Origin of the sequence: Demequina sp. NBRC 110053 (assembly GCF_002090095.1) — a bacterium.
Lineage (GTDB): Bacteria > Actinomycetota > Actinomycetes > Actinomycetales > Demequinaceae > Demequina.
In genome coordinates this window covers 1,589,083-1,614,198 of record NZ_BBRJ01000002.1, presented here as the reverse complement: position 1 = coordinate 1,614,198, position 25,116 = coordinate 1,589,083, and the positions used below count along the sequence as shown (strand labels likewise).

General features: G+C 70.1%; 23 protein-coding genes and 2 tRNA genes. 4 read left to right on the top strand and 21 right to left on the bottom strand.

Annotated features, from left to right (window positions below; translation table 11 throughout):
• Window positions 1–35: 35 nt before the first annotated feature.
• The 7 genes from B7K22_RS07625 to B7K22_RS07595 form a co-directional block, all read right to left on the bottom strand.
• Window positions 36–797: an ABC transporter permease gene (locus tag B7K22_RS07625; RefSeq protein WP_084039335.1), complete on the bottom strand. Its 762-nt coding sequence runs from the start codon at window positions 795–797 to the stop codon at window positions 36–38.
• Window positions 794–1,573, bottom strand: coding sequence for an ABC transporter ATP-binding protein (locus tag B7K22_RS07620; RefSeq protein ID WP_084039334.1), 780 nt, complete (start codon window positions 1,571–1,573; stop codon window positions 794–796). The genes B7K22_RS07625 and B7K22_RS07620 overlap by 4 nt, the downstream gene beginning before the upstream one ends.
• A complete protein-coding gene (locus tag B7K22_RS07615) occupies window positions 1,563–1,943 on the bottom strand; it encodes a DUF1048 domain-containing protein (protein WP_084039333.1) in 381 nt (126 codons plus the stop codon). The genes B7K22_RS07620 and B7K22_RS07615 overlap by 11 nt, the downstream gene beginning before the upstream one ends.
• Complete coding sequence (locus B7K22_RS07610) at window positions 1,940–2,275, bottom strand: PadR family transcriptional regulator (protein ID WP_084039332.1); 336 nt, start codon at window positions 2,273–2,275, stop codon at window positions 1,940–1,942. The genes B7K22_RS07615 and B7K22_RS07610 overlap by 4 nt, the downstream gene beginning before the upstream one ends.
• A gap of 247 nt (window positions 2,276–2,522) precedes the next feature.
• Window positions 2,523–3,062, bottom strand: coding sequence for a YaeQ family protein (locus B7K22_RS07605; protein ID WP_084039331.1), 540 nt, complete (start codon window positions 3,060–3,062; stop codon window positions 2,523–2,525).
• Window positions 3,063–3,083: 21 nt separating this feature from the next.
• Window positions 3,084–4,559, bottom strand: a complete 1,476-nt coding sequence (locus B7K22_RS07600) for an MDR family MFS transporter (RefSeq protein ID WP_234983348.1) — start codon at window positions 4,557–4,559, stop codon at window positions 3,084–3,086.
• Window positions 4,560–4,597: 38 nt separating this feature from the next.
• A tRNA-Leu gene (locus tag B7K22_RS07595) sits at window positions 4,598–4,671 on the bottom strand.
• Between the two features lie 122 nt (window positions 4,672–4,793).
• On the opposite strand from B7K22_RS07595, the gene B7K22_RS07590 reads away from it, so the two are divergent.
• Window positions 4,794–5,198, top strand: coding sequence for a hypothetical protein (locus B7K22_RS07590; protein WP_084039330.1), 405 nt, complete (start codon window positions 4,794–4,796; stop codon window positions 5,196–5,198).
• A gap of 67 nt (window positions 5,199–5,265) precedes the next feature.
• Here the strand turns inward: B7K22_RS07590 and B7K22_RS07585 are convergent, their stop codons facing one another.
• From B7K22_RS07585 to mfd, 7 genes are all read right to left on the bottom strand, one after another.
• Window positions 5,266–6,222 carry a Ppx/GppA phosphatase family protein gene (locus B7K22_RS07585; RefSeq protein WP_084039329.1) on the bottom strand — a complete coding sequence of 319 codons (957 nt, stop codon included), beginning with the start codon at window positions 6,220–6,222 and terminating at the stop codon, window positions 5,266–5,268.
• Window positions 6,222–6,782, bottom strand: coding sequence for a DUF501 domain-containing protein (locus tag B7K22_RS07580; protein WP_084039328.1), 561 nt, complete (start codon window positions 6,780–6,782; stop codon window positions 6,222–6,224). Before B7K22_RS07580 ends, B7K22_RS07585 begins: the two co-directional genes overlap by 1 nt.
• Window positions 6,783–6,805: 23 nt before the next feature.
• Window positions 6,806–7,579 (bottom strand): septum formation initiator family protein, encoded by a 774-nt coding sequence (locus B7K22_RS12355; RefSeq protein ID WP_084039327.1) that lies wholly within the window; start codon window positions 7,577–7,579, stop codon window positions 6,806–6,808.
• 113 nt (window positions 7,580–7,692) lie between these two features.
• Window positions 7,693–8,967, bottom strand: a complete 1,275-nt coding sequence (gene eno / locus B7K22_RS07570; protein ID WP_084039326.1) for a phosphopyruvate hydratase — start codon at window positions 8,965–8,967, stop codon at window positions 7,693–7,695.
• A 38-nt stretch (window positions 8,968–9,005) separates the two neighbouring features.
• A complete protein-coding gene (locus B7K22_RS07565; protein ID WP_234983347.1) occupies window positions 9,006–9,689 on the bottom strand; it encodes a YabN family protein in 684 nt (227 codons plus the stop codon).
• On the bottom strand, window positions 9,682–10,299 hold the full coding sequence (locus tag B7K22_RS11890) for a hypothetical protein (RefSeq protein ID WP_144276293.1): 618 nt from the start codon (window positions 10,297–10,299) through the stop codon (window positions 9,682–9,684). Before B7K22_RS11890 ends, B7K22_RS07565 begins: the two co-directional genes overlap by 8 nt.
• Window positions 10,300–10,304: 5 nt before the next feature.
• A complete protein-coding gene (gene mfd, locus B7K22_RS07555; protein WP_234983346.1) occupies window positions 10,305–13,784 on the bottom strand; it encodes a transcription-repair coupling factor in 3,480 nt (1,159 codons plus the stop codon).
• 270 nt (window positions 13,785–14,054) lie between these two features.
• Between mfd and B7K22_RS07550 the strand changes: the two genes are divergently transcribed.
• Window positions 14,055–15,662: a DUF222 domain-containing protein gene (locus B7K22_RS07550; protein ID WP_159448808.1), complete on the top strand. Its 1,608-nt coding sequence runs from the start codon at window positions 14,055–14,057 to the stop codon at window positions 15,660–15,662.
• On the opposite strand, the gene B7K22_RS07545 is transcribed toward B7K22_RS07550, so the two are convergent.
• From B7K22_RS07545 to B7K22_RS07530, 4 genes are all read right to left on the bottom strand, one after another.
• Window positions 15,659–18,229 (bottom strand): glycoside hydrolase family 65 protein, encoded by a 2,571-nt coding sequence (locus B7K22_RS07545; protein WP_234983345.1) that lies wholly within the window; start codon window positions 18,227–18,229, stop codon window positions 15,659–15,661. The genes B7K22_RS07550 and B7K22_RS07545 overlap by 4 nt on opposite strands.
• Entirely contained in the window at window positions 18,226–18,978 is a 753-nt protein-coding gene (locus tag B7K22_RS07540; RefSeq protein WP_255372170.1) for an HAD family phosphatase, read from the bottom strand. Before B7K22_RS07540 ends, B7K22_RS07545 begins: the two co-directional genes overlap by 4 nt.
• Before the next feature lie 145 nt (window positions 18,979–19,123).
• Window positions 19,124–19,696, bottom strand: a complete 573-nt coding sequence (pth, locus tag B7K22_RS07535; RefSeq protein ID WP_084039322.1) for an aminoacyl-tRNA hydrolase — start codon at window positions 19,694–19,696, stop codon at window positions 19,124–19,126.
• Between the two features lie 118 nt (window positions 19,697–19,814).
• Window positions 19,815–20,453 carry a 50S ribosomal protein L25/general stress protein Ctc gene (locus B7K22_RS07530; RefSeq protein ID WP_084039321.1) on the bottom strand — a complete coding sequence of 213 codons (639 nt, stop codon included), beginning with the start codon at window positions 20,451–20,453 and terminating at the stop codon, window positions 19,815–19,817.
• A gap of 185 nt (window positions 20,454–20,638) precedes the next feature.
• Between B7K22_RS07530 and B7K22_RS07525 the strand changes: the two genes are divergently transcribed.
• Together B7K22_RS07525 and B7K22_RS07520 are read left to right on the top strand one after the other, a co-directional pair.
• Window positions 20,639–21,430, top strand: a complete 792-nt coding sequence (locus B7K22_RS07525) for a DUF1206 domain-containing protein (RefSeq protein WP_084039320.1) — start codon at window positions 20,639–20,641, stop codon at window positions 21,428–21,430.
• A gap of 73 nt (window positions 21,431–21,503) precedes the next feature.
• Window positions 21,504–22,286 (top strand): phosphatase PAP2 family protein, encoded by a 783-nt coding sequence (locus B7K22_RS07520; RefSeq protein ID WP_234983344.1) that lies wholly within the window; start codon window positions 21,504–21,506, stop codon window positions 22,284–22,286.
• A gap of 44 nt (window positions 22,287–22,330) precedes the next feature.
• On the opposite strand, the gene B7K22_RS07515 is transcribed toward B7K22_RS07520, so the two are convergent.
• From B7K22_RS07515 to B7K22_RS07505, 3 genes are all read right to left on the bottom strand, one after another.
• Window positions 22,331–23,311: a ribose-phosphate diphosphokinase gene (locus tag B7K22_RS07515; RefSeq protein WP_084039318.1), complete on the bottom strand. Its 981-nt coding sequence runs from the start codon at window positions 23,309–23,311 to the stop codon at window positions 22,331–22,333.
• Window positions 23,308–24,867 carry a bifunctional UDP-N-acetylglucosamine diphosphorylase/glucosamine-1-phosphate N-acetyltransferase GlmU gene (gene glmU, locus B7K22_RS07510; RefSeq protein WP_084039317.1) on the bottom strand — a complete coding sequence of 520 codons (1,560 nt, stop codon included), beginning with the start codon at window positions 24,865–24,867 and terminating at the stop codon, window positions 23,308–23,310. Before glmU ends, B7K22_RS07515 begins: the two co-directional genes overlap by 4 nt.
• A gap of 88 nt (window positions 24,868–24,955) precedes the next feature.
• A tRNA-Gln gene (locus tag B7K22_RS07505) sits at window positions 24,956–25,027 on the bottom strand.
• Window positions 25,028–25,116 lie beyond the last annotated feature (89 nt).

Sequence of the window (25,116 nt, the reverse complement as noted above, 5' to 3'; positions counted from 1 at the left end):
CGTGCGAACGATCGGGAGACGCCGCGCCCGTGACGCTACGCCGCGCGGCGGCGGTGCAGCGCCGTGGCGACCAGGTAGCCGACCACGAGGATCCCTGCGCACCATGCGAGGGCGACCCAGAGGTCGTTCCCGGGAGCCTGGCCGGCCATGAGGTCGCGCAGCGCGTCGACGATGGCCGTCACGGGCTGGTTCTCGGCGAACGCTCGTACTGGCCCGGGCATCGACTCCGTGGGCACGAAGGCCGAGCTCACGAATGGCAGCAGGATGAGCGGGTAGGAGAACGCCGCCGCGCCGTCGGGCGTCTTCGCTGTGAGCCCGGGGATGATGGCGAGCCACGTGAGCGCGAGGGTGAGCAGTCCGAGGATTCCCGCGATCGCGAGCCAGTCGAGCACGTCCGCCTGCGGCCGGAAGCCCATCAGGAGCGCCACGCCCACGACCACGACGAGCGAGACCGCCGTCGCCACAAGAGACGTGAGGACGTGCGCCCACAGCGGCCCCGAGCGGGTGATGGGCAGCGACTGGAAGCGCTCGAAGATCCCGCCCTGCAGGTCGGTGAACAGCCGGAAGGCGGTGTACGAGACGCTCGACGCGATCGTGATGACGAGGATGCCGGGCAGCAGGTAGCCCACGTAGGACTCCGTGCCCGCATCGATCGCGCCGCCCAGCACGTAGACGAACAGCAGCAGGAACGCGATGGGCATCATCACCGTGGTGATGATGGTGTCGGGGCTGCGCAGGATGTGGCGCAGGCTGCGGCCCGTCAGGGTGGTGGTGTCCGCAAGGGCGTGGGTGGTCATGACAGCTCCTCAGGCGTGGCCATGCTCGATCCGGTGACCGCGAGGAAGATCTCCTCGAGGCTCGGCTGCTTCTCGATGTACTCGACGGTCGCGGGCGGCATGAGGGCCTTGACCTCCGCAAGGGTTCCGTCGACGATGATGCGGCCCTCGTGGAGGATCGCGATCTGGTGGGCGAGCTGCTCGGCCTCCTCGAGGTACTGCGTGGTGAGCAGCACCGTGGTGCCGCCCGCCGCGAGCGTGCGCACGGCCTCCCAGACCTCCTGGCGTGCCTGAGGGTCCAGGCCGGTGGTGGGCTCGTCGAGGAACACGACCGGCGGCTCGCCGATGAGGCTCATCGCGATGTCGAGCCTGCGGCGCATGCCACCCGAGTAGGTGCCCACGCGACGGTCGGCGGCGTCGGAGAGGCTGAAGCGCGCGAGAAGCTGCTCCGCCACGGCTCGCGGTGAGTCCACGTGTCGCAGCCTCGCCACCAGCACCAGGTTCTCGCGTCCCGTGAGGATCTCGTCCACGGCTGCGAACTGGCCGGTGAGGCTGATAGCCTCCCGCACCTTCCCCGGCTCCTTGTCCACGTCCGCACCCGCGACCGAGGCGACCCCCGCATCGGCGCTGCCCAAGGTGGACAGGATGCGCACCAGCGTGGTCTTGCCCGCGCCATTCGCGCCGAGCAGCGCGGTGATGGAGCCGCGCGAGACCGCCAGGTCGACTCCGCGCAGCACCTCGAGATCGCCGTAGGACTTGACGAGCCCCTCGATCCGAACGGCGGCGTCAGTCACCATGGCCGTGCCCCTGTTCCTTCGCCGCCGCATCCACGGCGTCCGTGAGTCGAGCACGCTCCTTGGCGACCCAGCGGCCGTCCTCGTAGCCGCGGAGGAAGTCCTCGACGAACTCCACGGCGTCGTCCCCCACCACGCCGCGCACGGGCGTTCCGTCGGCCGCGGCCTGCTCGAACAGCACGATGAGGTCCTCGTACATCTCGACCAGCACGTCACCCTTCGAGATGCCCCCTGCGTAGTTGAGATAGCGCTCGACGGCCTCCACCGTCTGCTCGTAGGGAGCCGGAAGTGCGGCCTTGCGCGCCTTGTACTCGCGGTACTTCTTCTTGTCCTCGAGCGAGCCGGTGACGATCTCGATCCAATTCCTGCTCATGATCCCTGTCCTTTCGTGTGGAGCTGGTCGAGTCGGTCCTTCAGGAAGCTCCACGTGTTCCAGAAGTCATCGAGGTATCCCTGACCCTCGGCGGTGATGCTGTAGACCTTGCGTGGCGGGCCCTTCTCCGACGGCACCTTCTCCACTGCGACGAGCTCCTTCTTCTCGAGGCGCAGCAGCAGCGCATACACGGTGCCCTCGGCGATGTCGGCGAAGCCCTGCTCGCGCAGCCGCGCCGTGATGTCGTAGCCGTAGGCGGGGCTCGCCGCGAGGATCGCGAGGACGATGCCCTCAAGGGTCCCCTTGAGCATCTCGGTCATCTGCTTGCCCACGGTGGGCCTCCTACTACTCAGTGATGTTGACTACCAGTAGATAGTAACACTGAATAGCGGGAGCGCAAGGGGCCGATGCGCGTGCGGGCTCGGCCGGCGGCGCTGGCTCGGCCTGCGATGCCCTCGCGCTCTCCTCGCGCGCCCGGCGCCCGAGCAGGTCCTGAGTGCCCAGTTCGTGCCGATTTGGGCACTGAGCACCTGCTGGGGCGCAGGGGGGCCCATGCGCGGGTCGGGACAGCGCGAGGACTCAGGTCAGCGGGTGATCGCAGATCGCGGTGTCGATGCTCGTGCCGTTGAGCTCGAGGTAGAGGTGGCGCTCGGTCACGGAGACCGTCGCCGCGTTGCGGCGCTCGACGAGCGCTGCCGCAGCGTCGATGAAGGCGCGGTCGAAGGAGTGGAGCGCGACCCCCTCGCGCCGATGGATGCGCTTGCCCTCCCAGCTCGCGAGCAGCTTCGCGGGCTCGCGGTGGGTGTAGACCGCCGTGCGGTCCGCGGCGCAGCTGCCCCGGTGGAGCCGCTCCGCATCCGGCGCGCCCACCTCGATCCACGCCACGAGCGCTCCGGTCAGGTCGCGCACCACGATGGCCGGCTCGTCGGCGGTCGCGATGCCCTCGCTGAAGGCGATGCCCTCCTGGTGCTCGAGGCAGAACGCGAGCACGCGGGTCATCATGAACGCGGCGGTCTCGGAGGGATGGCGGGCGACCCGCAGGCTCACCTCCTCGTAGACGCCGCGGTCCACGTCGGCGAGCGTGATCTCGAAGGTGTGGACGGTCGCGCCTGCTGCCATGGCCCCGAGCCTACGGCCGCTCTACTCCGCGCCTTGACCCTCGACGGCTCTCTCCTGCTCGCGGCTCCGAGCGGCCCGCCTGTCGCGCGCCTCCTCGCGGTCGCGCGGCATGGCGGCCGTGAGCGCCGCAAGGGCGACGGCGCTGATCGCGACGAAGATGAAGACCAGGTGCAGTCCCTCCATGAGGCCGTCGCCCTGCGGCGATCCGTCCGGCCCGATCCGCGCGTGCGCGTTGACCATGGCACCGCAGATGGCGACGCCGACAGCCGAGCCGAGCGATCGCGCGAAGATGTTCACCCCGGTGACGCCGCCGCGGATCTCTCGACCCACGGCCGATTGCGCGGCGATGAGGGTCGGGATCGCGCACAGACCCATGCCGCCGCCCACGAGGAAGGTGGCGGCGGCCGTCACGATGAGGGGCGTCGTCGAGGTCAGCAGCAGGGTGGCGGCGCTGCCCACCACCACCACCGCGGCTCCGATCACCGACGTGATGCGAAAGCCCAGGCGCAGGTAGAGCCGTCCGGAGTTCGATGCAGTGAGGGGCCATCCGATCGTCATCGCCGCGAGCGCGAAGCCTGCGATCAGCGGACCGTAGCCCAGGACTCCCTGGGCGTAGATGGGGATGTAGGTGGACAGTCCGAGGACGACCATGCCCACCACGAGGGACACGGCCGTCGCGACGCCGATCACCCGGCGACGGAGCAGGCGGAGGTCGACGATCGGGTGCTGCGAGCGCAGGACGTGGCGCACGAACCACGCGCCCAGCGCGATCGCGCTGGCGAGGACCAGCACCGAGGGCACCGACCACCACGCCCAGGTGGTCCCGCCTTCGAGGAGCCCGAACAGGAGCAGCGTGCTGGCGCTCGCGAGCAGCACCGCGCCGGTGTAGTCGATGGGCTCGCGGGCCCCCTCGCGAGGGGCCTCGTGATAGCGGCGCAGGATCATCCAGGCGGCAAGCGCGCACAGGGGGACGTTGATCAAGAAGATCCAGCGCCACGAGACGAACTCGGAGAAGACGCCCCCCAGGGTCGGCCCCACCACGGCGGAGATCGCCCAGACGGAGGCGAGGTATCCCTGCACCTTAGCCCGCTCCTCGAGCGAGTAGATGTCGGCGGCGATGGTCTGTGCCACCGGCATCACGGTGCCCGCGCCGAGCCCTTGCAGCACGCGACCGGCGATGAGCGCACCCATGGACCATGCCGCGCCGCACAGGACCGAGCCCGCCAGGAAGATCCCGATCCCGGCCACGATCAGCGACTTGCGGCCGAGGATGTCGGAGAGCCGGCCTGCCAGCGGCGTGCTGACCGCCTGGGCCAGGAGGTAGGCGGAGAACAGCCATGGAACCTGCTCGAAGGCGCCGAGCTCGCTCGCGATGGTCGCGGACGCGGTGGCGATGATCGTCGCATCGAGCGCGACCAGGGCGGTGGAGAGCATCAACGACAGCAGGATGGGCCCGCGCTCGGAGCGCAGGCCCACCGAGGCTGAGGAGGGCGGCACGGACACATGCAACCAGGCCCGGCCCGATCCGATTCCCGTGCCCTCGGCGGGACTCGAACCCGCACTGCGCCGATTTTAAGTCGGCCGCCTCTGCCAATTGGGCTACGAGGGCGCGCCTCCATCCTCCCGCATCCGAGACGCTCGCCGCGCGCCGCGGCGGCGCGCACGACATACTGGCAGTGCCGACGCAACGACGCGAAGGCGCAGGCAGAACCGCCACTCGAGGGAGCAGCCATGACGCAGCACGACGCCACGCCCCGCAGCACCACAGCGGTCGGCTTCACCGTCTTCGCCGGAGTCCTGATGATGACGGCAGGACTCGTCCAGGCGCTGACGGGCCTGATCGCCCTCTTCAATGACGAGTTCTTCGTCGTCGGTGAGGAGTACATCTTCCAGTTCGACATCAGCACGTGGGGGTGGATCCACCTGATCCTCGGCATCGTCGTGGCCCTGGCAGGCGTGTTCGTGTTCAGCGGAGCGGTATGGGCGCGCACCATCGGCGTCATCCTCGCGGTGCTCAGCGCCGTCGCCAACTTCCTGTGGCTGCCCTGGTACCCCGTGTGGGGGATCATCATGATCGCGCTGGCCGTGTTCGTCATCTGGGCGCTCACGGTGCACGGACGCGACATCGTCGAGTAGCGCCGGGCGGGCGCATCGGCCCTTCGCACGCGCGCGGAGGGCCGATGCGCTGGCTGGGCCGGGGCTGCTACAGCCGTTCGGCCGCGGAGAAGGCGATGCCGTCGAGGATGTCGTGCTCGCTCGTCACGGCCGTGGCGAGCTCCCCGCCTGCGGCGGCGACCTCGGCGCGCACGCGCTCCATGACCTCGCGCCATACGAGCGCGCCGGCACCGATCACATCGACGCGACCGGGGTGCATGAACGGCATCGCGGCCCGCTCCTCACGGGTGGCGGCGAGCAGTTCGTCGCACGCGCGCGCGGCATCGTCGATGGCGAGCTCGGCGCCGTTGATCGCGTCGCGGTCGTAGTCGGGCAGGTCGAGCGCCGCCGCGGTGACCGTGGTGATCGACCCGGCCAGGCCCACCAGCGTGCGGGCATCGCCCAGCGGCACCTCGCGCGATGCTGCGTCGAGCGCCGCGCGGACGTCCGCGCGGGCCGCTTCGACCTGCTCCTGAGTCGGCGGGTCGGCCTCCAGGTGACGCTCCGTCATCCGCACGCAGCCCACGTCCATCGAGTGGGCAGCGTCCGGCGTGGACTGACCCAGCACGAGCTCGGTGGAGCCGCCGCCCAGGTCGACCACGAGGTACGGTCCCGGGCGGGACGCATCGAGCGCGGACAGCGCGCCGCGGAAGCTCAGCTCTGCCTCTTCGGTCCCGGAGATCACCTCAGGCGCCACGCCCAGCCGCGCACGCACGCCCTCGATGAAGTCCACTCGGTTGCTCGCGTCGCGCGTGGCCGAGGTCGCGACGAACCGGATCGCCTCGACGCCGTGCTCGCGGCACTGAGCCGCGTACTCGTCGGTCGCGGCCAGCGTGCGCTCGAGCGCCTCGGGAGCGAACCGGCCCGTGCGGTCGACGCCCTGGCCCAGGCGCACCACCAGCATGCGGCGCACGACGTCGGTGAGGGTGCCGGAGGCGAGGTCGACATCGGCGATGAGCAGGCGGATCGAATTGGTTCCGCAGTCGATGGCGGCGACGCGTGGCATCAGGCCTCCTGGGTGTAGGCGTCGGGGTCGAGGGAGACGGCGGCGTCCGGGTCGGTGCCGAGCGCGGGGCACGTGCACCGGTCGGGCCGCCAGTGGCTGCGGATCATCTCAAGCGCGTCGTCGCCCAGCGGATTGACGCCGGGGCCAGCCGCGAGCGCGTGGCCCACGAGCACATGGAGGCACTTGACGCGGTCGGGCATGCCGCCAGCGGAGATGCCGTGGATCTCGGGGACGTCCTCGAGCGCGTAGCGCTCCTCGAGATAGGTCTCGTGCGCACGCCGGTACTGCTCCGCGAGCGACGGCTCCTCCGCGAGCCTCTCCGTCATGTCCTTCATCACGCCGCGGGCCTCGAGGGTCGACACCGCGGACACCGCCTCGGGGTGCGTGAGGTAGTACTGCGTGGGGAAGGGCGTGCCGTCCGGCAGTCGCGGCGCGGTGTGCACGACGGTGGGGTTGCCGCACACGCAGCGCGCGGCGATCGCGACCACGCCACGCGGCTCGCGTCCCAGCTGCGCCGCGAGCACCCGCAGGTCGCTCTCGGTCGCGGGCGTGTCTGTCACCCTCCGAAGTCTACGTCGGTCGGCTACCCGGACTCGCCGCCGGCGTCGACGGACGCCTCGCCCGGCTCCGGCGGCGCCGACACATCCTGCGGCGACGGCGCAACCGCATCGGCGCCTTCCCCTGCCTCGACCACCGAGCCCCACAGGCGGTCGTACCACGCGGCGTCGACCAGCGACTCGGGTGTGGTGCCTTCCATGGGTGATCCCTCGCTCGCGCTGCCCACGGACTCGGGATCGATCACGCGGTAGGGCGTCTCGCCGGGGAACACGTAGGCGAGGCGCTCGCGCGCCTGCGCGACCAGGAAGGCGGGGTCGTCCCAGCGCGCGACATCTGCCTCGAGGTCGTCGACCTCCGTCTGTGCAGCCTGGGCCTCCGTGCGCAGCGACTCGAGCATCGCCTGCTGGTTGAGGTAGGCGCGCACCGACGGTGCGACCACCGCGAACGCGATGGCGATGACGCCCACCATGACGGCCGTGCGCCAGGTGAGCATGCCCGTCCACGATCCCTGAGGGCGGGAGGGGTCGATGCGCGGTCCCGCGTCCCGATTCGTACGGGCCGATGCGGTGGGGCCGCCTGGACGGCTGCTCGGCTTGGCGATGGGTCCCGTCGTCGGACCGCGGCGCGTGGACGTCGAGGACGACCGCGTGGGCTTGGCGCTGCCGCGCGCTGGCGCGGACGGGGCGTGCTGGGGCTCCGCCTTGGCGCGAGTGCGCGCGCGCTCCGCCGGGCCTGTCGCAGCGCGCCGCGGCGTCGTGGGGGACGTTCGCGGCGCACCGGGGCGGCTGGGCACACTCATGGCGATGATTCTCTCCGGAGCGCGGCGCGGTTCCGGTCAGGCGCGCGGAGGGCCGGACAGCACGACGGCCGCGACCCCCTCACGTGGGAGCCGCGGCCGTCGAAGCCGTGCGCCTAGTAGCTGCGCGGGAAGGCCGACGTGCCCGCGTACGTCGCGGCGTCGTCGAGCTCCTCCTCGATGCGGAGCAGCTGGTTGTACTTGGCGATGCGCTCGCCGCGGGCCGGAGCGCCGGTCTTGATCTGGCCGGTGTTGAGCGCCACGACCAGGTCGGCGATGGTGACGTCCTCGGTCTCGCCGGAACGGTGCGACACCATCGAGGTGAAGCCGTTGGCGGTCGCGAGGGAGACGGCGTCGATGGTCTCGGTGAGCGTGCCGATCTGGTTGAGCTTCACCAGCAGCGCGTTCGCGGCCTTCTCGTCGATACCGCGCTTGAGGCGGGTCGGGTTCGTGACGAACAGGTCGTCGCCGACGATCTGGGTCTTGTCGCCGATAGTCGACACGAGGTGCGACCAGTCAGCCCACTCGTCCTCGGACAGCGGGTCCTCGATCGACACGAGCGGGTAGTCGGCCACGAGCTGCTCGTAGTAGGCGGACATCTCCTCGCCGGACTTCGCGGCTCCCTCGAACTGGTAGGCGCCGTCCTTGAAGAACTCGGTCGCGGCGACGTCGAGCGCGAGCGCCACGTCCTCGCCGGGCTTGAGGCCGGCCTTCTCGATCGCGACCAGGATCAGGTCCAGTGCCGCACGGTTGGACTCGAGGTTGGGGGCGAAGCCGCCCTCGTCGCCCAGGCCGGTGGCCAGACCGCGCTCCTTGAGGACGGACTTGAGGGCGTGGTAGACCTCGGCGCCGTAGCGGTAGGCCTCGCGGAACGTCGAGGCGCCCACGGGAGCGATCATGAACTCCTGGATGTCGACGTTCGAGTCCGCGTGCGAGCCGCCGTTGAGGATGTTCATCATCGGCACGGGCAGCAGGTGCGCGTTGGGGCCGCCCAGGTAGCGGAACAGCGCCAGGTCGGCCGAGTCCGCAGCGGCCTTCGCCACCGCGAGGGAGACACCGAGGATCGCGTTCGCGCCCAGCTTGCCCTTGTTGTCGGTGCCGTCCAGGTCGAGCATGGTCTGGTCGATGATGCGCTGCTCGGTCGCGTCGAGGCCGACGATCTCGGGGGCGATGTCGTCGATGACCGCGTCCACGGCCTGCTCGACGCCCTTGCCCAGGTAGCGGGAGCCGCCGTCGCGACGCTCCACCGCCTCGAATGCACCCGTCGATGCTCCGGACGGGACTGCTGCGCGGGCGAACGTGCCGTCCTCGAGCGCGACCTCGACCTCGACGGTCGGGTTGCCGCGCGAGTCGAGGATCTCGCGTGCGCCAATAGCCTCAATGCTGGCCATGGATGCTCCTTCAGTTGTGTAGGGGTTCTCCGTGGAGTCTATCGGCGGCTCGCTGGCGTCGCGTCGCGACCCAGGTCCCGGCTGGGTGAACCCTCGGTGACGGCCGATGCTGCCTCGGCCTCGCGCGCAGCGGCCTCGTAGTCGCGGGTCGCGTCGCGCAGCGCCGCCTCCGCGTCGACGCCCTCGGCCTGGGCGCGGGCGACCAGCGCGAGGAGCTGCGGGCCGATGCCGACGCCCGCGGGGTCCTGCACGGACAGCCCCGCTCGGGCCGCGCGGCTGATCACCTTCTGCGCGCGGGCGAGAGAAGGCTGGGCAGCGGGGATGCCGTCCATGACGGACTCCCGCTGCTTGGTCTCCTTCTTGATCCGCTCCCAGCGAGCGTGGACCTCCTCGGCCGAGCCCGCATCGGCCCCATCGAAGACGTGCGGGTGACGCTCGACGAGCTTGTCGGCAACGGCGTTCGCGACGTCGTCGATGTCGAACGGGGCCTCGGCGTGCTCCTGCGCGACGCGCGCGTGGAACACCACCTGGAGCAGCACGTCGCCCAGCTCCTCGAGCATGTCCTCGCGCGAGCCCGACTCGATGGCCTCGATGAGCTCGTAGGTCTCCTCGAGGGCGTAGGCGGTGAGGGTCTGGTGGGTCTGCTCCGCGTCCCACGGGCAGCCGCCTGGCGAGCGCAGGCGATCCATCACCTGGATGAGTCGGTCGACTCCGTCACTCACTGACGATCCAGGACGCGTCGGGCTCGGTGAGGCCGACGACATCGTTGAACTCGAGGAACCACGCGGGCTGGCCCTGCTGCGCGGCGGCAGCCGCCTTCTCCGCGGTGACCACCAGCGACTCCATGAAGGCGTCGGTGCTGAACGAGCCGGTGCGGGCGTTGGTCGTCGCGTCGGCCTCGACCTGCTCGGCGACCGACTGGATGACCGAGGTGTCCGCGGGCAGCACCGTGAAGGCCGCGATCATGAGCGCGCCCTCCACGGCATCGACCATCTCCTCGCTCGGCTCCGTCGTGACGCCCTGCAGCTCGAGCAGCGCCTCCGCTTGCTGGCGGGACTGCGAGCGCGTGTACTCGAGATCGATCTGGTCCGTCGCCGCCAGGAGCGGCTCGCGCATCATCTCGAGGGTGATGACCTGACGTCGGTCCGCCGGAGCGCCGATGTCCTCGAGCCAGGCGTCGGACAGCGCCGTGACCTCGCTGTTGGTGAGCTGCACGCCATCGAGCTCCGCCGCCACTCCAGCGGGCGCAGGCTGACCGGGCACGGCACAGCCGGCGAGGACGAGCGCGCCGCACACGGCGGCCACGAGCGAACGGCGGTGAAGCTGAGGCATGGGCATCATCCTACTGTCGCGGGACGGGTGGCCTTGATGACCTCGCGTGCCCACTCGAGCACCTCGGGACCCTCGACGGGCTTGCCTCCTACGCGGGAGGTCATGGGCGCGGGCACCAGCACCTGCCGCACGGCCGGCTTGATGAGCGTGCCGGGGTAGAGGCGGTTGATGCGCATGGTCGCGGAGTCCGGCAGCTCCAGGGGCGAGAAGCGCACGTACCGTCCCTGCGCCACCACGTCCGTGATGCCGGCCTCCCGCACCTCGAGCCTCAGCCGTGCCACCGCGAACAGGTGCTCCACCGGCTCGGGCAGGTTGCCGTAGCGGTCGCGCAGCTCCTCCTCGATCGCGGCGAGCGCGGCCTCGTCGGCCGCATCGGCGATCTTGCGGTACGCCTCGAGACGCAGTCGCTCGTGCTCGATGTACTGCTCGGGGATGTGGGCGTCGATGGGTAGGTCGATCGTCATGGGCGCGCGCTCCTCCCCTCCCTCGCCGCGGAAGCCGGCGACGGCCTCGCCCACCATCCGGATGTAGAGGTCGAACCCCACGCCCTCGATGTGGCCCGACTGCTCCGCGCCCAGCAGGTTGCCGGCGCCGCGGATCTCGAGGTCCTTCATCGCAACGGCCATGCCCGCGCCCAGGTCCGTGTTGGCGGCGATGGTCTGCAGGCGATCGTGCGCGGTCTCGGTGAGCGTGCGATCCGGCGGGTACAGGAAGTAGGCGTACGCGCGTTCGCGGGCGCGGCCCACGCGGCCGCGCAGCTGGTGCAGCTGCGACAGCCCGAACTTGTCCGCGCGCTCGACGATCAAGGTGTTGGCGTTCGAGATGTCGAGCCCGGTCTCGACGATGGTCGTGCACACCAGCACGTCGTAGCGCCGGTCGTAGTAGTCGACGATCACCTGCTCGAGCTGCTTCTCGCTCATCTGACCGTGCGCGACCGCGATGCGTGCCTCCGGCACGAGCTCGGAGAGGCGCCGTGCGGCGCTCGTGATGGTCTTGACCGAGTTGTGGATGTAGAACACCTGACCGTCGCGCATCAGCTCGCGCCTGATGGCCGCGGCGACCTGCGGGTTCTCCTGCGGACCCACGTAGGTGAGGATCGGGTGCCTCTCCTCCGGCGGCGTCGCCAGCGTGGACATCTCGCGGATGCCGGTGACCGCCATCTCGAGCGTTCGCGGGATGGGCGTCGCCGACATCGCGAGCACGTCCACGTCGGTGCGCAGCGCCTTGAGCGTCTCCTTGTGCTCGACGCCGAACCGCTGCTCCTCGTCGATGATGATGAGGCCGAGCTCCTTGAACCGCACCTGGCCCGTCACCAGCCGGTGCGTGCCGATCACCATGTCGATGGTGCCGTCCGCGAGGCCCTCGACGATCTCCTTGGCCTCCTTGTCGGTCTGGAAGCGCGACAGGGCGGCGACCTTGACCGGGAACTGCGCGAAGCGCTCCGCGAAGGTGTCCGCGTGCTGCTTCACGAGCAGCGTGGTCGGGCACAGCAGCGCGACCTGCGCGCCGTCCTGGATCGCCTTGAACGCGGCGCGCACGGCGATCTCGGTCTTGCCGAAGCCCACGTCGCCGCAGATGAGGCGGTCCATCGGGACGCCCTTCTCCATGTCCTCCTTGACCTCGTCGATGGTGCTGAGCTGGTCGGGCGTCTCGACGAACGCGAATGCCTCCTCGAGCTCACGCTGCCACGGGGTGTCGGGGCCGAACTCGCGGCCCTTGGAGGCCATGCGCGCGGAGTACAGCCGGATGAGCTCCGCAGCGATCTCCTTGACCGCCTTGCGCGCCCGCCCCTTGGTCTTGGCCCAGTCGGAGCCGCCCATCTTGTTGACGCTCGGCGCCTCGCCGCCCACGTACTTGGTGACCAGATCGAGCTGATCGGTGGGGACGGACAGGCGGTCGGCGGGCCCGCCGCGCTTCGAGGGCGCGTACTCGATGACTAGGTATTCGCGCTCCACACCCCTCACCGTGCGCTTGGTGAGCTCGATGAACCGCCCCACGCCGTGGCTCTCGTGGACCACGAAGTCGCCCGGGCGCAGCTGGAGCGGATCGACGGCGTTGCGTCGGCGGCTGGGCACCTTGACCTTGGGTCCGGCCGCGGCCGCGGCGCGTCCCGTGAGATCGGACTCATGGACCACCATCACCCGCGCCTCGGGCGACTGGAAGCCGGCGCCCGTGATGTGCGGCACGATGCTGACCACGCCGTCGGCGGGCTCCCACACCTCGGTGACGCGGGCGGCGATCTCCAGCTCGCCGCACTGCTCGGCGATCCGGTGAGCCGAGCCCGTGCCGGCGGCCGTGACCACGACCGTCCAGCCCTCCGCCACGCGCGTGCGAACGGCGGCGAGCGCCGCCTCGAGCCGACCACGGTGGTCCTCGACGTCGGCGAGGCCCGTGGCGACCGCATCGGCGCTGCCGAACGGACCGACGGTCGACCAGTGGAGCGCGCGATCGGCGGCCGACTCCTCGATCTGCTCCAGCGAGAGGAACGAGCCCTCCGTGGGCTCGAGAGGGGCATCCGCGCCGGCGGCGGCGCCAACCCACGCGGCGGCCAGGAACTCCTGCGCGGTGCGCTGCAGATCCTCGGCGCGGCGCGCGAGGCGTTCGGGCTCGATCGCGACCAGCCGAGTTCCGCGCGGAAGGGCATCGGTGACGGGGACCAGGCGGTCGACGAGCAGCGGGATGAGGCTCTCCATGCCCTCCACCGCGACGCCGCTCGCGATGCGGCCCAGCATGTCCGCGGCGGCGGGCACCTGGTCCTGCAGCGCCGCGGCGCGCACGCGCACGTCCTCGGTCAGCAGGAGCTCGCGGCACGGCGGCGCCCAGAGCTGATCGACGGACGCGAGCGAGCGCTGATCAGCGACCGAGAAGGAGCGGATGGAGTCGACCTCGTCGCCGAAGAACTCGATGCGCACGGGGTGAGGATCCGTGGGCGCGAAGACGTCGACGATGCCGCCGCGGACGGCGAACTCGCCGCGGCGCTCGACCATGTCCACGCGCGTGTAGGCGGCGCTGCCGAGCGCCTCGGTGAGGTCAGTCAGGTCACGCACGTCGCCCGCGTGGAGCGAGACCGGCTCGAGGTCGGCGAGGCCCGGGATGACGGGCTGCAGGATCGCACGCAGGGGCGCGACGACGACGTCCAGGGGCGGGAGGCCGGCCTCCTGTGCCACAGCTTCCGGATGGACGATGCGTCGCAGGGTCGCGAGGCGGCGCGCGACGGTATCGGAACGAGGGCTGAGGCGCTCGTGCGGGAGGGTCTCCCAGGCCGGCAGCACGGTCACGCGCGCGGGGTCGAGGTAACTGCCGAGGGCCGCCGCGAACGTGTCTGCATCACCGCTCGTCGCCGTGACGACGACGAGAAGCCCGTCCTGATCGCGGACGGTGCGGGCGATCATCGGGGGTGCCGCCGCCGTGGGCGCCACCAGGTGCGCGGCATCGATGGCGGGCGCGTCGAGGCGCTCGAGCAGGGGGGCGAGCGGGCGGGTCACACAGCCTCCAGGGCATGCCAAACGACCGGAATCTCCGGCATGGCCATCCTAGGCGTGGACGGTGACAGCGCGTCGCGCGGTGGTGGCCGGCAGGTGCCGCCGGCTGGCGAAGGTCGCGCGGTCGGGTTCCGTGGGCGGGTTCCGTGGCCGGGTCGCGTGCAATGGGCCGATGCGCTCGTTGGCGTCCCCAGGGTGGGGTCCTGTTGGGTCTGTCCACAGGATGGTGGTGGGCCGATTTCGTGTGTCAGACGTAGGTGGTGGACTGGAGTCATGACCACCACGGCCCCTGCTGAGTCCTCCTTCACGGAGGTCCCCGCCGAGCTTGCGCAAGCGCTCGAGGCCGACCGGGTGGCGCGCGCGAAGGCCAAGGAGCTGATCTGTGCGGCCACGGTCCGGGACCTGTCCGAGGGGGCGCTGCTCGAGCTGCAGCACGCGACCGCCGCTGCACGCAAGGAGTGGGACCTGATGGTCGCCACCGCTGCCGCGGAGATCGGCCGGCGCTCCGCGCCAGAGCTGGGCGCCAAGGGGCTGGCGCGCAAGAACGGGCACACCACCCCCGAGAGGTTCCTGGCCGGGATCACGGGCGGGTCGCGCCGCGAGGCACACGATCTCATCCGCACCGGTGCGACGCTGGGTGAGGCCGCCGAGCATGAGAAGAAGGCCCGCGAGGCCCAGCAAGCCGGCCTCCCCGCACCCGAGCCAGACACACCCGTGTATCCGGTGGTCGCAAAGGCGCTTGCCACAGGAGACCTCTCTGCCGCGGCGGCGTCGATGATCACCAGCATGCTCGACTCGGCGCGCTGTGATGCGACACCGGAGCGGATCGCGCGCGTTGAGACGATGCTGGTGGACAAAGCCAACGGCTTGTCGGTCAACCAGCTCGCGCCGATCGTGCGGCGCTTCCAGCATCAGCTCCAAGCCGCTGCCGCTGAGCGGCGCCAGGAACACCTGCATGACAGCCGGTATCTGATCCTGTCCGACCGCAAGGACGGCGCCATCGAGGTCAAGGGCGTGCTCGATCCCGTGTCGGCCGCGCCCATCCGTGCCGCATTGGAAGGTGCGGTCAAGGATGCGCTGCGCCGGCGCCGCGACGGTGATGCGCTCGCTGAGGACAAGCGCACCACCGGCCAGATCCGCGCCGACGCGCTGGCGTCGTTCGCGACCCACATGCTCGGCTGCGACCAGGCACCCCTCGCGCATGCCACCACCCGAGTGGAGATCCGCATCGACCTGGACGCTTTGCGTGCCGGCGCGGGCGTGGCCGACATCGACGGTGCCGCCATGCCGATCTCGCAGCTGCGACGCCTTGCCGTTGACGCCGGCTTCCTGCCCGTCGTCCTCGGCGGCGACTCTCAGCCGCTGGACGTCGGACGTGAGCAGCGGCTGTTCACCCCGGCTCAGCGGGCCGCCCTCGTGCACCGTGATGGGGGCTGCGCGATGTGCGGCGCACCCGTGAGCCACTGCGAAGCCCACCACATCGACTGGTGGTCCCATGGCGGCCGCACCGATCTCGACAACGGTGTCCTGCTGCGCGTCGCCTGCCACCACACGGTTCATGCCGGCGGCTGGGACATCGACGCCACCGCCACCGACGTGTACTTCCGACCGCCAGGGTCGGTGGACCCGAAACGGCCGTGGCAACTGGGCGGCACAGCGAAGTTCGGCATCACCGCACGAGAACAACGAGAGCTCGAACTCGCAGCCAGACCGCCCGACGAGGCCGGGCACCGCAACGCGCCCCTTGCGAATGCCGTGCCACGACCCGAGCACCGGTCACAGCGCAAGCAGTCGCCTCGACGTCGCAAGCGCCCTCAGCCCGCCGCCACACCGTCCTGGCTCGACCAGCCGCCACCCGACGGCCACTTCACACTTCTCTAGTCCTCGTCCTCGGCATAGTGATGAACCACCTCGTCGAGCTGGATCTCATGCGTCATCGTGGTCTCCTCGTTCACCGTGGTGGGCAGCGACGGGCGAATGACCGTGCCATCTGCGCGCACGGTGCCGTGGTACGCCGTCGCATCGGGAGCGCCACTCAGCCGTGGCCCCTGATTCTCGAGCGGCACCGTCAACGGCTGGAGCTGCGTGAGCGAGAAGCGCTCGCCGCGCACCTCGACCGACAACCCCGGTCCCTCCTCGATGGTGAAGGTCACCTCCTCCTGACGGACCGTCACCTTCACGCGAGTGCCCCGCTGGCTCAGGCGGAACGTGAGCGAGTCCCACGAGTCAGGCAGACGCGGATCGAAGCTGAGCACGTCACCCTGGTCACGGAAACCGCCGAACCCATACGCGAGCGCCGACCACACGCCGCCGGTCGACGCCACGTGGACGCCATCGGCAGCGTTCGCGTGCAGGTCTCCCAGGTCGACGTAGAGCGAATCCCAGAAGTAGCGCAGCGCGAGCTCGTGATAGCCCACCTCGGCGGCGATGATCGACTGCACCACGCCGGACAGCGTCGAGTCGCCCGTGGTAATCGGGTCGTAGTAGTCGAAGTCGGCCTTCTTCTGCTCATAGGTGAAGTAGTCGCCCTGCAGGAAGAGTGCGAGTACCACGTCGGCCTGCTTGAGCACCTGGAAGCGGTAGATGACCAGCGGATGGAAGTGCAGCAGCAGCGGACGCTTCTCGGCCGGCGTGTTGGCGAGGTCCCACACCTCGCGCTCGTTGAACAGCGCGTCCTGCGGGTGGATGCCCAGCTGCTCATCCCACAGGATCGCCATGCCATCGGCGGCCCGCTCCCACTCAGCGATCTCCTGATCGGTCACGCCCAGGCGAGACGTGAGACGCGCGTACTGATCGGGCCAGCGATCCTGGAGCTTGCGCACGTTCTGCGCGGCGCAGCGAAGATTGAACCGCGCCATGACGTTCGTGTACAGGTTGTCGTTGACGACCGTCGTGTACTCGTCGGGTCCGGTGACCCCATGGATGCGGAACGACTCCCCGTTGCCGGGAATCTGGCGCCAGAACCCCAGGTCAGCCCACATGCGCGCCGTCTGCACGAGGATGTCGATGCCCTCGCGCGCGAGAAAGTCGTCGTCGCCCGTGGCGCGCACGTACTTGTCGATCGCATACGCGATGTCGGCATCGATGTGATACTGCGCGGTGCCTGCCGCGTAGTAGGCCGACGCTTCCTCCCCGTTGATGGTGCGCCACGGGAACAGGGCACCGTTCTGGGCGAGCTCGGCCGCTCGCTTCTCGGCCTGCCCGAGCATTCGATACCGATATCGAAGCGCGTTCCTCGCGATCACCGGCGAGGTATAGGTGAAGAACGGGAGCGCGTAGATCTCGGAGTCCCAGAAGTAGTGGCCGCCATAGCCGGATCCGGTGACGCCCTTCGCGGCGATGCCGTGGCCGTCGCCGCGCGCCGCAGCCTGTGCGAGCTGGAACAGGTTCCATCGCACTGCCTGCTGGATGGCGTCGTTGCCGCCGATCTCGACGTCCGACTTCGCCCAGTACTCCTCGAGCCAGCGGCGCTGGTCCTCGAACTGCGTCGACAGGCCCTCGGAGCGCACCCGATCGAGAGTGCGGTTGCACCGGTCAGCCAGCTCGCGCGGCGGCACCACGCGAGAGGTGTGATAGCTCACGACCTTGGTGAGAGAGAACGTCTGTCCTGGCTTGGCGCGCGCCCGGAAGACCTGCTTCGCGTAGTCCTCCTCGACCTCGGTGACCGTATCGTAGTCGTCCTCGAAGTCCACGGAGTGCTCCATCGCGGCGGCGAGCGTCATGCCAGAGGCTGCGCACTGGTAGCCGAGCACGATGCGGTCATCCTGACCGTGGTGCAGGCGGGGCTCCAGCACCCGCTTCTCGAGCTTCTCCGCCTTGCGGGGGTCGGCGATGACGTCCGGCGAGGGATTCGCGCGGTACTCGTCGAGGCCTGCCTGCCGGTTGAGCAGCTGCGACGAGATGGCGATGGGGGCCTCCTGGTCCAGCAGCGTCACCTCGAAGCACATGACGGCCAGGTGGCGCTGCGCGAACGACACCATGCGCTTCGAGCGCACCCGCACCCTGTTGCCCGACGGGGTGCGCCACAGCAGATCGCGCGACAGCACCCCCTCGCGCATGTCCAGCACGCGCGAATAGCTCACGAGGTCGGCGATGGACAGCAGCAGCGGCTCATCGTTGACGTAGAGCCGGATGATCTTGGGGTCGGGGACATTGACGATCGTCTGGCCCGTGCGCGCGAAGCCGTACGCCTCCTCGGCGTGCAGGATCTTCCACGTCTCGTGGAAGCCATTGATGAAGGTGCCGTGCGCGTGGGCGTCGTGACCGTCCTCCACGTTGCCCCGCAGCCCCAGGTAGCCATTGCCCACCGCGAAAAGGGTTTCGGTGACGCCCAGGTCCTCCTTCGAGAACTCGGTCTCGACCAGCCGCCAAGGATCGACGGGGAATCGGAGCCGGTCCAGGTAGTCAGGCGCGGACGTGTCGCCCACGGTGCGCTTGGCGGCCTTCACTGTGCGATCAGCTCCTCGAGGTCGTCCACCACGATGTCGGCTCCGCCCGCGCGCAGAGCATCGGCGCCCGCGCCGCGGTCCACGCCCACGACAAGCCCAAAGTCCCCCGCTGCCCCTGCGGCCACGCCTGACAGCGCGTCCTCGACCACCACCGCATCGGCCCCAGCGACGCCGAGCCGCGACGCGGCGAGCTCGAACATGTCGGGCGCGGGCTTGCCCTTCACACCCTCGTGAGCGACCACGTTGCCGTCGACCACGACATCGAAGCGATCGGCGATGCCGGCCGCTGCGAGAACGTCCGGAGCGTTGCGCGAGCTCGAGACCACGGCCATCTCCGTGCCGAGCGATCGCAGGTGGTCCAGGAGCCTCACGGAGCCGGGAAAGGGCGAGACGCCCTCGTCGCGCAGGATGGCCGCGAACGCATCGTTCTTGGTGTTGCCGATGCCGCACACCGTCTCCGCGCCCGCCGGATCGGACGGATCGCCCTCCGGCAGGGTGACGCCCCGCGAGGCCAAGCAGGCACGCACGCCGTCGTAGCGGGGCTTGCCGTCGACATAGGCGTAGTAGTCCGCGTCGGTGTACTCGGGCGTGATGCCATGCGCGGTGAAGTAGTCCGTGAACATCCGGTTCCAAGCCTTCATGTGGACCTCGGCCGTAGGCGTCAGCACCCCATCGAGGTCGAAGAGCGCCGCAGCATAGAGGCGCTCGGGGGTCTGGGGGATCGCCCAGGTGTTCTCGGTGGTGGTCACGCGTCCTCCTCGTGCAATCGACGTGGTGCGACGCAGGCGCGACGGTGGGCCCGCTCCGGCACTTCGATAGTAGTGACGCGCCCCGGGGGTCTGTCCATTCCGCGTCGGTCACATCACACGCGGACGGCCCCACCGCCGATGCGCTCTATGACCTGGTGTGAAAGCGCTGCTGAGCGGCCTCGAGTCCGTCCGAGAGCACCGTCTCGACGGCATCGGCACCGTCGTGGAGAAGGAGGGGCAGCTCCTTGCGCTCGGCTGCCGAGAACGGCTTGAGGACGAACGCGGCAGCGTCCATGCGACCCGGCGGGCGGCCGATCCCGACGCGGACCCGTACATAGTCAGGAGTGCCGAGAGCCTTGGAGAGGTCCTTAAGACCGTTGTGCCCGCCCGAGCCGCCGCCGCGCTTAAGCCGCACCTCGCCAAAGGGAATGTCGAGCTCGTCGTGGATGACGATGATGTCCGCAGGCTCGACGGAGTGGTACTTCGCGAGCGAGGACACCGGCCCGCCGGAGACGTTCATGTAGGACATGGGGACGCCCAGCACGACGGGCTGCGAGGCGAGCCGCACCGTCGCGGAGCGGGTCCTGGTCTTCTTGTGCACGCTCAACGCGCCGCCGCCACGCGACGCGAGCTCATCGAGCACCATCTGGCCAACGTTGTGGCGCGTCGCCGCGTACTCCTCGCCCGGGTTGCCCAGGCCGATCACCAGCGCGGTCATGATCTCCCTCGTCGCGGACGTGTCAGGGACGACAGCGTCTCGAGTGGCGCCGCGACCGGCACCACCGATGCGAAGCGCCCGCCACCAAGGGTGACGGGCGCTCGGCATGGATACGACTTTAGTTCTCGTCGCCCTCGGGAGCCTCCGAGGGGCCGTCGCCCTCCTCGGTCGCGGGCACGACGTCGCCCTCAGGCGCCTCGGCCTCGTCGTCGGCAGCGGCCCGCGGCACGGTGACGTGGACCACGAGGAGCTCGCCGTCGACGGCGAGCTCGGTGCCCTGGGGCAGCTCGACCTCGGCAGCCGTCACCTTCGCACCCTCCTCGAGGCCCTCGATCGAGACGGTGAAGAACTCCGGGATGTGCGTCGCCTCGGCGAGCACCTGAAGCGTGGAGTTCTCGAGCACGTGGATGGTGCCGGGAGCGGACTCGCCCTCGAGGTGCACCGGCACGTCGACGGTGATCTTCTCGCCCTTCTTCACGGTGAGCAGGTCAACGTGGACGATCACGGGCTTGATGGGGTCGCGCTGCACGTCCTTCGCGATGGCGAGCTGCTTGTCGCCGTCGAGCTCGATGGTGAGCAAGGCGTTCGGGTGCTTGAGCGCCATCATCGTGTCGTGGCCGGGCAGCACGACGTGCAGGGGGTCCTCGCCGTGGCCGTAGATGACGGCGGGGATCTGGTGCGCTGCGCGGATGCGGCGGGCGGCGCCCTTGCCGAACTCGGTGCGAGTCTCGGCCGTGAGCTTGAGCTTGTCAGACATGGTGGTTCTCCTCGGGATCGGTCAGATGGCCACGGCAAGGCAGGCTGCGGTGTGCATCTGCCGCGTCGATCACGGAGCGCCCAGTGGGCCTCCCTCGCCGAGGAACCGCACCAGTGTACCCGCACACGCGCGGCATGATCGACGTCGGCGGGAATAGGAGGGGCATCGCCGGAAGTTCATCAGCCATGGTCACGTCGAACACGCCATTGAAGCCGTCGAGCGCCGGAGGCGCCTGGGAGAAGGCCGCCAGGGCCGGATACGCCGTGTCGGGAGCCCTCCACATCGCCCTCGGCCTGCTCATCGCCCAGATCGGGCTCAGCGGAGGGGGCGAGGAGGCGAGCTCGAGCCAAGCGCTGTCCAGTCTCGCCGACAACACCTTCGGCGCCGTCATCCTGTGGATCGCCGTCGTGGCGTTCGCAGCGCTCGCCCTGTGGCAGCTCGCGGACGCCCTGCGGGGTCACGACGAGGCCAAGGACCGCGTCAAGGCTGCCGCCAAGGCCGGCGTCTACGCGGTGCTCGCGTTCAGCGCCGCGTCGATCGCCATGGGCTCTGGCGGGGGCGGCGGGGACTCGCAGGCCCAGGGCATCGTGGCGACCGCGCTCGGATGGCCGGGCGGACAGTTCATCGTGGGCGCCGTCGGCCTCGCGATCCTCGGAGCAGGCGTGTTCCACGTCATCAAGGGAGCGCGCAAGAAGTTCCTGGAGGACCTTCGTGGCGTGCCGAGCGGCTCCGGCCGCGTCGTCAGGGGTCTCGGCATGACGGGCTACATCGCGAAGGGTGTCGCGCTCGGTGTGGTGGGCGTGCTCTTCACCTACGCCGCCGTGACTGCCGATCCCGACAACGCCGAAGGGCTCGACGGAGCGGTGAAGTCGCTGCTCGACCTGCCTGGGGGTCCGGTGATCGTCATCCTGGTGGGGCTGGGCTTCGCCGCCTACGGACTGTACAGCTTTGTCCGCGCCCGCTACGGGCGGCTGTGACGCCGTGATAGGACATGGCCCGGGCACGACAGCGCCCTCCGCCTCGCTCGTCGGCACCTCGATGCTGCGCCGCGTGCTCCTGCCGACCACGATCCTGTGGCTCGCGGTCGTCGGGACGGGCCTGCTGATCGTCGATGTCATCGCGCTCGACGAGAGGGCCGTGAGCGATGCCTTCGTCGAAGCGCGCACCGACACGCTCGACAGCGTCTCCGCGGTCATCTCGGAGATGGGCAACACTCAGGTGCTGATCGCCACGTGCCTGCTGATCGTCGCCTTCATCTGGTGGCAGTCCCGGCAATGGTGGTTCGCGATCGTCCCGGCGCTGGCGCTCGGCCTGGAGGCGCTGGTCTTCCTCACCTCGTCCCTCGTCATCGGCCGCCCGAGGCCCGAGGTGGAGCAGCTGGACCACGCGCCTCCCACCTCGAGCTTCCCGAGCGGGCATACAGGAGCCTCGACCGCGGTCTATCTCGCGTTCGCTCTCTGCGCGACGCGGATCGGGAACGCGGGACTGCGCATCACCATCCAGGTGCTCTGCGTGGCGGTGCCCGTCGGCGTGGGCGTGTCACGCGTGTACCGCGGCATGCATCACCCGTCCGACGTGATCGCCGGGTTCGTGGTCGGTACTACGTGCGCCCTCATCGCGTGGAACTGGCTGCCGCTGCGCGACGCCGCCGAAGGGGTGATCGCGGCGAGCGCTGAGGCCGGCACGGCCATGAGCACCCGCACGACGGGCTCAGTGGTGAGCGGCACGACGTCGACCGGCGTGATCTCCGATGGCGGTGAGGCGACCGGAGACCGGGCGGACGCACCCGAGGAGGCCACCACGTCACCCAGCCGTACGGCGCAGCGGCCGTAGCCCGGCCGCCGCCGGCCCTCGGCAGATCCGCGCGCCCGCGCGGGTCAGACGCCGCCCTGGAACAGGCTCGTCACCGAGCCGTCGTCGAAAACCTCGCTGATCGCACGCGCGAGCAGCGGCGCGATCGACAGCACGGTGAGCTTGTCGAACTGCTTGTCGTCCGTGATGGGCAGGGTGTCCGTGATGACGACCTCGGTGATCTGAGAGTCGCGCAGGCGTTCGACGGCCGGGCCCGACAGGAGCCCGTGGGTCGAGGCGACGATGACGTCCTTGGCGCCGTTCTCGAACAGCGCCTCCGCTGCCTGCACGATGGTGCCGCCGGTGTCGATCATGTCGTCCACCAGCACACAGGTGCGACCCTCGACCTCGCCCACCAGCTCGTGCACCTTGACCTGGTTGGGGACCGAGGGGTCGCGGCGCTTGTGGATGATCGCCAGCGGCGCGCCCAGGTGATCCGACCACTGGTCGGCCAGCCGCACGCGGCCGGCGTCCGGCGAGACGATGGTGAGGTTGTCGGGGGCGACCCGGGTGCGCACGTACTGGGCGAGCATGGGCATCGCCCACAGGTGGTCGACGGGCCCATCGAAGAAGCCCTGAATCTGCGCCGTGTGCAGGTCGACCGACATGACGCGGTCGGCGCCGGCGGTCTTGAACATGTCCGCCATCAGTCGTGCGGAGATGGGCTCGCGCCCCTTGTGCTTCTTGTCCTGGCGCGCATAGCCGTAGCACGGGATCACGGCGGTGATGCGCTTGGCCGAGGCACGCTTGAGGGCGTCGACCATGATGAGCTGCTCCATGATCGCCTCGTTGATGGGCGCCGCGTGGGACTGGATCACGAAGGCGTCGGCGCCGCGCACGGACTCGCCGAACCTCACGTAGAGCTCGCCGTTGGCGAAGGTGTAGGCGGTGGTGGGCAGCAGCTCGATCTCGAGCGCCGAGGCGACGGCCTCAGCGAGCTCGGGGTGAGCGCGTCCGCCCGCCAGCACCAGTCGACGTTCGCTCGCGTGCGAGATCCCTGCGCTCATGCGTCTCCTCGAGAGTTCGCGGCCGGTCCGGCCTGTGTGTCTGACGATAGTGCGTCGCCGTCTGCGCGTGCCTGCTCTGCGCGCTCGGCTGCCGCGGCCGACGGGGTGCCGGGACGGCGCCGCTGCACCCACCCGTCCACGTTCTGCTGGGGACCCGCGCTCAGCGCGAGCGCGCCGGGCGACACATCGCGGCGGACCACGGTGCCTGCGCCGGTGTACGCGCCGTCACCGATGGTGACGGGCGCGATCAACGCGTTGTCGGAGCCGATGCGGACGTGGTCGCCCACCGTCGAATGGCTCTTCGTGACGCCGTCATAGTTGACGAAGATGGTGCCCGCGCCGACGTTGCTGTGCTCCCCCACGGTGGCGTCACCCACGTAGCTGAGGTGCGGCACCTTGGAGTGCGCCCCGATGGTCGAGTTCTTGGTCTCGACGAACGCGCCGATCTTGCCGTCCGCGCCCAGGTGGGTGCCGGGCCGCAGGAAGGAGAATGGGCCCACCGTCGCGCCGGCCTCGATGACGGCGCGCGAGCCGTGCGTGCGGGTGACGGTCGCCCCCGCTCCCACCGAGACGTCGGTCAGAGTCGTGTCGGGGCCTACGGCGGCGCCGCTCGCGACCTCGGTCGCTCCGTGCAGCTGAACGCCAGGCAGCAGCGTGACGTCAGGCGCCAGGACCACCTCCGCGTCGATCCACGTGGTCTCCGGGTCCATGACCGTCACGCCTTCGCGCATCCAGCGCTCGACGATCCTGGTGTTGAGGCGTCGCCCGGCTGCTGCCAGCTGCACGCGGTCGTTGACGCCCTCGACCGCATCGGCGTCAGGGGCGACGAAGGCCTGGACGCGACCGCCGTCTCCGCGCGCGATCGCGATGACGTCCGTGAGGTACATCTCGCCCTGCGCATTGTCCTGGCCCAGCCGGGCCAGCGCTCCGCGCAGGGTCGCGGCGTCGAACACATAGATCCCGGCGTTGATCTCGGTGATCGCGCGCTGCTCCTCGGTCGCGTCCTTCTCCTCGACGATCTCCACCACCTCGCCCGTGCCGGCGTCGCGCACGATCCTGCCGTAGCCGGTCGGCTCCTCCACCTGCGCCGTGAGCACGGTGACGGCGGCACCGGTGGCGACGTGCGCATCGGCCAGAGCGGTCAGCAGCTCGCCGTCGACGAGAGGCACGTCACCGCTGGTGACGACGACCGCGCCGTCGAGCTGCGTGTCGAGCACGTCCGCGCCCACCTCGCCACCCGCGACGCGCGCGGCGACCGCGGTGGCGTCGAGGGTCGACAGCCCGCAGTACACGGCGCGACCGGTGCCGGGAATCTCGTCCTGGTCGGCCAGCAGGACGTGAGGAGCGATCGCCTCGACGTGGGCCGCCACGCGCTCTCGCTCGTGGCGCACGACCACCACGACGCGATGCGGATCGAGCGCGGCGGCGGCCGTGAGAGCGTGACCCACGAGCGAGCGTCCCGCGAGCGGGTGCAGCACCTTGGGGGTGGCCGACTTCATCCGGGTGCCGGCGCCGGCGGCGAGGATCATCACTGCGGCGGGTCGGGTGAGGCTCACCGAGGTCCCTTCGATCGCCCTGCTGGGGGTACAGATGCACCCACCACTTTACCTGCGCGTCATGTGGTCGCACGCCGCGCTCGCACCGCTCCGCCCACAGGATTCGAACCTGTACTGCGAGGCTCCAAAGGCCTGCGTGCTGCCGTTACACCAGGGCGGAACGCGGGGTCGGGCCCCCACGAATGGTCAAGTCTGCCAGGATTCACGGCACACTAGGAACGTGACCGACATGCCAAGGAAGGCTCCGCG